The organism is Methanobrevibacter sp. (assembly GCF_050872065.1).
In the GTDB taxonomy this organism is placed as follows: domain Archaea; phylum Methanobacteriota; class Methanobacteria; order Methanobacteriales; family Methanobacteriaceae; genus Methanocatella.
Genome location: NZ_JBNMGD010000056.1, coordinates 1 through 8,336 on the forward strand (window position 1 = coordinate 1; position 8,336 = coordinate 8,336).

General features: G+C 27.6%; 7 protein-coding genes. 6 read left to right on the forward strand and 1 reads right to left on the reverse strand.

All coding sequences use genetic code 11. The annotated features are described in order from the left end of the window. Window positions 1-94: 94 nt before the first annotated feature. From ACR0P1_RS07065 to ACR0P1_RS07090, 6 genes are all read left to right on the forward strand, one after another. The gene (locus ACR0P1_RS07065) at window positions 95-241 is read left to right on the forward strand and encodes a 50S ribosomal protein L40e (RefSeq protein ID WP_048812436.1); all 147 of its coding nucleotides are present in this window, start codon (window positions 95-97) and stop codon (window positions 239-241) included. A 113-nt stretch (window positions 242-354) separates the two neighbouring features. After that, window positions 355-1,107, forward strand: coding sequence for a geranylgeranylglyceryl/heptaprenylglyceryl phosphate synthase (locus ACR0P1_RS07070; protein WP_432645704.1), 753 nt, complete (start codon window positions 355-357; stop codon window positions 1,105-1,107). A 62-nt stretch (window positions 1,108-1,169) separates the two neighbouring features. Beyond that, the gene (locus ACR0P1_RS07075; protein ID WP_432645705.1) at window positions 1,170-2,246 is read left to right on the forward strand and encodes a DNA double-strand break repair nuclease NurA; all 1,077 of its coding nucleotides are present in this window, start codon (window positions 1,170-1,172) and stop codon (window positions 2,244-2,246) included. Beyond that, window positions 2,240-3,742 carry a helicase HerA-like domain-containing protein gene (locus ACR0P1_RS07080; protein ID WP_432645706.1) on the forward strand — a complete coding sequence of 501 codons (1,503 nt, stop codon included), beginning with the start codon at window positions 2,240-2,242 and terminating at the stop codon, window positions 3,740-3,742. The genes ACR0P1_RS07075 and ACR0P1_RS07080 overlap by 7 nt, the downstream gene beginning before the upstream one ends. A gap of 155 nt (window positions 3,743-3,897) precedes the next feature. Beyond that, window positions 3,898-5,136, forward strand: coding sequence for a metallophosphoesterase family protein (locus ACR0P1_RS07085; protein ID WP_432645707.1), 1,239 nt, complete (start codon window positions 3,898-3,900; stop codon window positions 5,134-5,136). Then, a complete protein-coding gene (locus ACR0P1_RS07090) occupies window positions 5,133-7,880 on the forward strand; it encodes an AAA family ATPase (RefSeq protein ID WP_432645708.1) in 2,748 nt (915 codons plus the stop codon). Before ACR0P1_RS07085 ends, ACR0P1_RS07090 begins: the two co-directional genes overlap by 4 nt. Window positions 7,881-7,904: 24 nt before the next feature. Here ACR0P1_RS07090 and ACR0P1_RS07095 read toward each other — a convergent pair whose 3' ends face one another. Beyond that, a complete protein-coding gene (locus ACR0P1_RS07095) occupies window positions 7,905-8,300 on the reverse strand; it encodes a nuclease (protein WP_432645709.1) in 396 nt (131 codons plus the stop codon). Between the last annotated feature and the right edge of the window lie 36 nt (window positions 8,301-8,336).

Here is an 8,336-nt window from a genome sequence, read left to right on the forward strand (position 1 = left end):
AAATACTATTAAATTTAGATAATTAATTAATAGTTATGAATACCATAACAGTTTTATTATTATTAATTTTCACGGTTATAAGGAGGAATTTTTAATGGCAAGATTCGAAGAAGCAGAAAACAGAATGTTCAATGTAAAAATCTGCTTAAAATGTAATGCTCGTAACCCTGCTGGTGCTACAACCTGTAGAAAATGTGGTTACAAAGGATTAAGATTCAAAGCTAAAGAACCAAGAGGATAGATTCATTCTCTTATCTTTTTATTTATTTTTTAAAACTTATTTTTAACTAATTTTTATTTCTAAACAATTAATTTAATATATTATTTTTAATAAATCTTATTTTAGGTATTCTTATGGAAGATGTTGAAAATTATATTAGAGAGATATTAAAAAGTAGAAAAATACACTTTACTTTAATAGACCCTGATGAACAAACACCTGAAGAAGCTTTAGAAATAGCTACCCAAGCTATTGAAGGTGGAACTGATGGTATTATGATTGGAGGATCCACTGTTGATGGTGATGATGTAGATAACACTTGTAAAATATTATCTGAAAATATTGCTGTTCCAATTATTATTTTCCCAGGTAACACTAGTAGTGTAAGTAAATATGCTGATGCTATTTTTTACATGAGTTTTGTAAACTCTAGAGATCCATATTGGATTAACGGTGCTCAAGCATTAGCTGCAAAGGCAGTTAAAACATCTGGAATGGAAGTATTGTCCATGCATTATATGGTTGTTTCTCCTGGAGGAACCGTTGGTTGGGTTGGAGATGCAAATCTAGTCCCTAGAAATAAACCTAAAATACCTGCAGCATATGCAATGTCTGCGGAATTATTTGGAATTAAATTCTTTTATCTTGAAGCAGGTTCAGGTGCAGAAGAACCAATCCCTCCAAAAATGGTCGGTTATACTAAAATGGCAGGTCCAAAAAATATTCTTATTGTTGGCGGAGGAATTCGTGATGGTGAATCAGCATATGCTGCTGCAAAAGCTGGTGGGGACATCATTGTAACTGGTACTGTTGTTGAAGAAGTCGATAATGTAAAAGCTAAAATTGAAGAAATAACTGGAGCTATTTTAAAAGCTTCAGAGGAGTAGTTTTCAACTGCTCTTACCATACTTTTTTTATTTATTATTAACATAATTTATACAGTGATATTATGTTAAATTCATTATATGAAAAAGCCATAACCAAAAGAGGATTTATTCATGATATTGATTCACAAACAGATGTTGAATCTCAATTAGAATATAAATGGTTTAATAGGGATATTCTTGAAAGTAATGATGATTTTTCTATTGCTGCAGGTGATGGAAGTTTTAATAAAAAGAAATTTCTAACAACTAATTTTTGTGCAGTTGGTGCGGAATCCATAATTTATAATGATGCCAATATTAAAAAAATTGATGATTCGGATATTTTTGATATTCCACACGTTTCTTTTTTAGATGAATTGCTTGGTAATTATATGGCAATCTATGAATTAAAATGTGCACTTAGGACTATTAAAGATTATGATGTTGATTATTATATGTTTGATGGATCTATCCTTGGAGATTTGCAAAATGCATTTCCAAGAGGTGCTAAATTACCATCTAAACTTAAAAATAATTTAGATGATGTATTACTTAAGGAGTTTGAGGAAAGATTACGCATAAAAAAATATGGATTGGTATTTCCAGAAATCAGAGATTCACTAAATCTTGTTGAATTACCAAAAAATGAAAATTCAAATAAAATAGAGGAATATAATCTTCAGCTAGCCTCTATTGAAAAAATAATTCTTTTAAAAGAACTTTTACAGTTTAGAAAAAGAATAATTTCAATTTCAAAATCATCTTCTGATAATGAGTTGTTCCATTGGAATATTCCAGATATTGCATTTTTAGATAAATTTACAGAAAAACAAGGAATCTCATTAATTAAATATAGACAAGTTCATGAAAAAGTAGCATTTCCATACTTCAATGATTTGTTTAAGAGTATTACTTTCACGGTATTTTATATTAGATTACAAGACAAGAAGAATGTATTAAAAGTGGAATTACCATATAAAGCATCAAAAGAAGAAGTGTTTGATTTAATTAAAAAAATTAATAAATTAACGGTTCAAGGTTATCCGTATTTACTTAATAGAGCACATAACGATGTTGTAATTACAGATAAGAATATTAAAGAATTATTAAAAATAGCTAGAATTTATGAGACAACTAATAGGGAAGTGATGTCATGGTAGTTGGAATTTGTATTGGGGAAACTTCACTTACAGAAGTAACATTTATTTCAGATAAAATGCCGAGAGTCGGTGAATATGTTACAATTGAATATGATGGAAAAAAAGTTTTAGGAATGATTGAAAATTTAATTAGGGGAAATGATTCTTTAAATGTAGATATCAACGATTTTAAAGCAATTCAAAAGATTTCAAGACTTGAAGTTGATGATAATTATATTAAAGGTAAAGTCAAAATTCTTGGAGATGTGAATGATAATTTAAAATTACCTAGAACACCTGCACTTCCAGGAACAGAAATTCAATTAGCTGATAAAAAAGTTTTAGATGAAATATTCAGCGCAAAAAATCCTATTAAGTTAGGTTGTCTTGTAAATCAAAGTGATGTTGATGTTAATATTGAAGCAAATCCAATTTTGTCAAGACATTTAGCTATTCTTGCAATGACTGGTGCAGGTAAATCAAACACTGTATCTGTTTTAATAGATCAATTACTAGGTTATAATGTCCCTATTTTTGTTTTTGATATGCATGGAGAATATAAAGATGCGGAATTTCCAAATGGTAAGGTTAATGTAATAAGACCTAAAATCAATCCTCATTATATGAATTTTTATGAAATCAAAAAATTAGTAAATATTGGGGCAAATAGTTTTATTCAGGAAAGGTACTTTAGAAAAGCATTTGATAAGGCTAAATCCATGTTAGAAAATGGTGAAAATAAAACTAACAACTTCTTAAAAGTAATGTATGATATTCTTGAGTCAGAGTCTAATGATGAAAATTCTGATAGGAGAATAGTTGATGTTATGAATAAAATTGAAGATTCCATGTCTAAATATTCTAACTTATTTGATAAAAATATTGGAAATATTCTATCAAATATTAAAAAAGGATATGCTAATGTTTTAGATTTAAGTCAAGTTGATGAAGCAGTAGCTAGTGTTTTAGTAAGTCACATTTTAAGGAATTCACTTCAAAGAAGTAAAAATGCAGCACATAAAGGAGACAAAAAGGAATTACTTGATAATTCAGTATTTTTTATTTTAGAAGAAGCACATATCTTAGCTCCAAATAGGCGTGAATCTGATTCTAAAAGATGGATTCAAAGAGTTGCAAGAGAAGGTCGTAAATTTGGTTTAGGATTATGTTTAGTAAGTCAATCCCCAAAAACTGTGGATCATGATGCATTGTCTCAAATGAATAATATGATTATTTTAAGGCTTGTTGAGCCTGAAGATCAAAGGCATGTTCAATCAGCTAGTGAAAGTTTATCACAGGATTTAATAAATCAACTTCCATCATTAAATGTCGGGGAAGCTATTGTTTTAGGATTAATGAGTAAAGTACCAACTCTTGTCAAAATTGACAAGTTCAAAGGTCGCCGTCATGGTGATGATATGGATATTGTTTCTCATTTCAAAAAATCATTTAAAAGAGATGAAGAAGAAATTAAACGTGCTGAAATGGAAACATTAGATATGGGATATGATTATTGATTTCATATTTTTTTAGATTTTTCAATATACTTTTTTTTATTTTCAAATGCTCTTATTGAAAACTATTAAATATAGAAAATCATAAAATATTATTCAATTAAATACTTTATATAGTGTTTAAATTGGTTATATACAAAAATTTTAAAGGTAATATAATGAAATTTGCACATTTATCAGATACTCATTTAGGTTATCGTCAATTTGGTTTAATTGAACGTGAAAAAGATTTTTATGAAGTATTTGAAAGGGTTATAGATAAAATAATTGAAGAAAAAGTAGATTTTGTAATTCATAGTGGAGATTTATTTGAAACTGCAAGACCATCTCCTAATGCACTTTTAGCCTTTCAGAGAGGTTTATTGAAGTTAAAAGGTGCTGGAATTCCAATGTATGCAATTGCAGGAAATCATGATTCTGTAATGCGTAAAGGTACTATTCCACCACAGGTAATATTTAAAAAGTTAGGTTTAAAAGTGATTAGTCCAATTAATCCTACTTATGTATATGGAGATATTTTTATTGCAGGTTTACCATATTATCCATCATCACAGAGTAAAGTTCTAAAATCTAAATTATCAGAATTATCTAAAAAAGCAGAGGATTATGAAAAATCTATTTTAATTTTACATCAGGGCATTGATAAATATTTGGGATGTCAATATGAATTGGAAATTGGTGATATTCCAGATAATTTTGATTATTATGCATTTGGTCATATTCATAAATATGTTAATGAATCCTTTGGTAAAGGAAGATTAGTATATCCTGGCTCAGGAGAAATCTGGAAAACTGATGAACTTGAGGATTATAAAAAGAATGGAAAAGGTTTTGTTGTTGTTGATTTTGATGGTCCAAAACCTATTGTTAAAAGAGTAAAAATAGATATTCCTCGTGAGTTTATTAAAAGATCACTTGATTATGAAAACTTGGAAAATGGCATTGCAGGTATTAAAGAAACAATTAAAGATTTTGATAAACAACCTATATTAAATTTAACAATTAGGGGTGTTGAATCTGATGCAGGTGATGTTTATGATATTATTAATGAAGAATTAGGTGATTTATCTTTAATGATTAGGCCAAAATTCAGTGTTAAAGGTGATGAACTCATTGATGAAGATTATATTAAAAATAAGGGTTTAGGAGCTAAGGATATACTTGTGGAACAATTAAAGGGATATAACAATGATGATGTAACTCAGTTAGCTATTAATTTGTATGACTATTTATCAAAAGATAAGGTTGAAGAGTCACAGGATTTAATTAAACAATTCTATAATGACTTTTATAATTCCACAAAAGATGAAATACAAACAGAAGAAAAAGTTGAGCTCAAAACACCCCATAAAAAAGCAGAGGATATTCAAGAAGCATTAAATGAGGTTTTAAAATGATTTTCACAAAATTAAGATTAAAAAATTTCAAATCTCATGAGGATACAGTTATTAAATTTGAAAAGGGTATTAGTGTTATTGTAGGTGAAAATGGTGCAGGAAAATCAACAATTTTAGAAGGTATTAGTTTTGCTTTATTCAAACAGCACGCCGGTAAAAAAATTGATGATTTAGTTAGAAATAATGCAAAATCAATGTTTATTGAATTAGAATTTATTTCTAAGGGGAAAAAATATAAAATCATTCGTGAAAAAAAATCAAACTTAAAATCTACATTGTATAAGAAAACTTCCATGGAAGGTGAATATATTCACGTTTGTAGTGGAGAGAAAGAAGTATCAAATGAAATTCATCAAATTTTGGACATAGATTCTGATTTATTCTTAAATGCAATTTATATTAGACAAGGAGAAATAGCTGAATTAGTTGATAAAACTCCTGCAGAGAAAAAACAATTAATTGCTAAATTATTAGGTATTGATTCTCTAGAAAAAGCTTGGAAATATTTATTACCTATCATTAAGGATTATGAAAATCAGCTCTCTGAACTTAAAGGTAAACTTTATAATTCAAAAGAATTGGCAGAGGATTTATCTAAAAAAAGAGAGGAATTAGCTTCATTAAAACATAGGGGACATGAACTTGAGGAAAGTATTGAAGAAGTCAATGGATTACTTCAAGAGATTTCCGAAAGTAAAAGGAACATGGAAAGGGAAAAAGAAATTCATGAAACTCAAGTTATTAATCTTGAAAACGAAGAAAAAACATTATCTAAATTAGAACAAGATAAACATGGAATTCAAAATAATTTAGATAATATTAATGAAGCTGAAGAAAAAATTTCAAGATTAGCAAAATATGTATCTAAATTAGATCTTTACCTTGATTTTGAAAAGTCTGTTTTAAGTATTCAAAATTTAAAACAAAAAGAACAAGAAATTGATAATAAATTAGATTCGATTGCTCAACAAAAACAACTTGTTGAAGATAATAAAGAGGATTATAATAAATTTTTAGCTTCAGAAGAAGAAATTACCAAATATAATAATCAAAAAGTTAATTTTGAAAAAGAATTAGCTACTATGACTAAACTTGATAATGATAAAAAAGATCTTTTAAAAGAAATTCAAAATGAACGTGATGAAATTAATCAATTTTTCGCTATAGCTAAAGATAACTTGAGTGATTACGGAATGGATCAAGATAGATTGGCTGAAGTTAATGATATTGAAAGTATTGAAGAAACAACAAGTAGTTTTTCTGATGAAATATCCGAAAAAATTAAAAGTTTGTCTAATGATATTATTGCTAAAAATGAAGAAATTGTTGTTTTTAAACAGAATATTAAATCAAGTCAAAAACCTTTAAATGATTTAGGGGATGTAGAGGATAAATGTCCAGTTTGTCAAGCAGATATTGATGAAAATAAAAAATCAGAACTAATTAAACAGTATTCTGATGAAATTGAAGAAAATAATAACTTAATTTCAGAATATGAAGAAAGTGTTCGTTTACTTACTAAGAATAAAGTAAGTTTTGAGGATAAATATGATAAATTATCTGAATTGTCTAAGCATATCCTTGAATATAAACATAAATTTGGTCATTTGCAAAACCAATTAGTCAAATTAAATAAACTTGATGATGAAATCACATCCAAAGAGTTCATTAGTGGAAAATTAGGTGAATTAATTCTTATTATTGCAAATAAAAAACAAGATCGTGAATCTTATAGAGAGGCTTATGATGCATATAATCAAGCTAAAGGTGCACTAGAAGTTTTAGGTAGTGAGACTGATGCTCAATATAAATTAAAACAAGTTAAAAATGAGATTGACACTCATGTAAAGAATATTAAACTTGCAATTGAACAAGATTCTCATTTAAGTGGGGATATAACTTCTATTGAGCTTCAAAATCGCATAACTGATTTAAAACATAAGAATGAGGAATATAATCAACTTAAAGGATTTGTTCAAAATAAACAATATTATTTATCACAACTAGACTCTGTTAAAGAGGATATTGGCATGTCTATTAATCAAATAGATATTATTAAAAACAAAATAAAAGCTTCTACTTATGATAAAGAGAAATATGAACAAATTATTTATCATTCAGACATCTATGAAAGAAGATTCAATAAATTCAATAACGAGCTTTCAGAAATTAAGGGACAAGCACGTGAAACAATTACTCAAGTTAAAGATTTAAATAATAAATTAGAAACTATTAACCTATTCAAAAAACAATATAATGATATTTCTGATTATATTAATTTATTAAATCATTTCAGAAGCTTGTACAGTAAGAATGGTATTCAAAAGGACTTAAGGAATATTTCAAGACCATTAATCCAGAAATATACTAAAGAATTTTTCAATGAATTTAACTTTAATTATTCTGATTTAACTCTTGATGATGAATATAATGTTACTGTTTACGGTCCTGAAGGTGAATCATCAATGAGTATGGTCAGTGGTGGTGAAAAAATAGCTATTGCATTGGCTTTAAGACTTGGTATTACACAAGCAATGACTAATGGTGAATTAGATAGTATTTTACTTGATGAACCTACAATCCATTTAGATTCATCAAGAAGACATGAATTAATTAATTTATTAAAAGAAATGTCCGTATTACCTCAAATGATAATTGTAACTCATGAATCTCAGCTTGAAAATGCCGCTGACAATTTAATTAAAGTAGAAAAGGTGAATGGTGTTTCAAAAGTAATAATGTAATCACATTATTATTTTTTTATTTTTTTACATGGTTTCAGGCGCATCTCTAATCGCATCAATTATACAGTTTGCATTCCATCCAACAATTGTCGCTGCTTTTTCTTCTAATTCAATTGGAACTTCTTCTACACCTAATGGTCTAACTAAAACAATAGGTATTTCATATTTTTCGCTTGCATTCAATAAGTCTTCAAAGAGTTCTTTATTGTCATTATAAATGCCTGATAATAAAATTATCCTATCTACTTTTTTATAAAACTCTTCACCGGCACTGGAATATGATCCAGACATGGATTCTTTCCATAAGAAATCTGTTTTTGAGTATAATTTTTCTGTAAATTGGCCGTATTCTTTGTTCTTATCAAATCCACTTGTTATGATTAGATTATAAATTTTATCGTCTCTTTCATCTTCAAACATTTTCTCACCTTGCTTTTATTTTAAATATTATATTAT

Excerpts from the sequence above, each read along its gene's own strand:
- ACR0P1_RS07095 (WP_432645709.1), bottom strand. The coding sequence starts at position 8,300 with ATGTTTGAAGATGAAAGAGACGATAAAATTTATAATCTAATCATAACA.
- ACR0P1_RS07080 (WP_432645706.1), top strand. The coding sequence starts at position 2,240 with ATGGTAGTTGGAATTTGTATTGGGGAAACTTCACTTACAGAAGTAACA.
- ACR0P1_RS07090 (WP_432645708.1), top strand. The coding sequence starts at position 5,133 with ATGATTTTCACAAAATTAAGATTAAAAAATTTCAAATCTCATGAGGAT.
- ACR0P1_RS07070 (WP_432645704.1), top strand. The coding sequence starts at position 355 with ATGGAAGATGTTGAAAATTATATTAGAGAGATATTAAAAAGTAGAAAA.
- ACR0P1_RS07075 (WP_432645705.1), top strand. The coding sequence starts at position 1,170 with ATGTTAAATTCATTATATGAAAAAGCCATAACCAAAAGAGGATTTATT.
- ACR0P1_RS07065 (WP_048812436.1), top strand. The coding sequence starts at position 95 with ATGGCAAGATTCGAAGAAGCAGAAAACAGAATGTTCAATGTAAAAATC.
- ACR0P1_RS07085 (WP_432645707.1), top strand. The coding sequence starts at position 3,898 with ATGAAATTTGCACATTTATCAGATACTCATTTAGGTTATCGTCAATTT.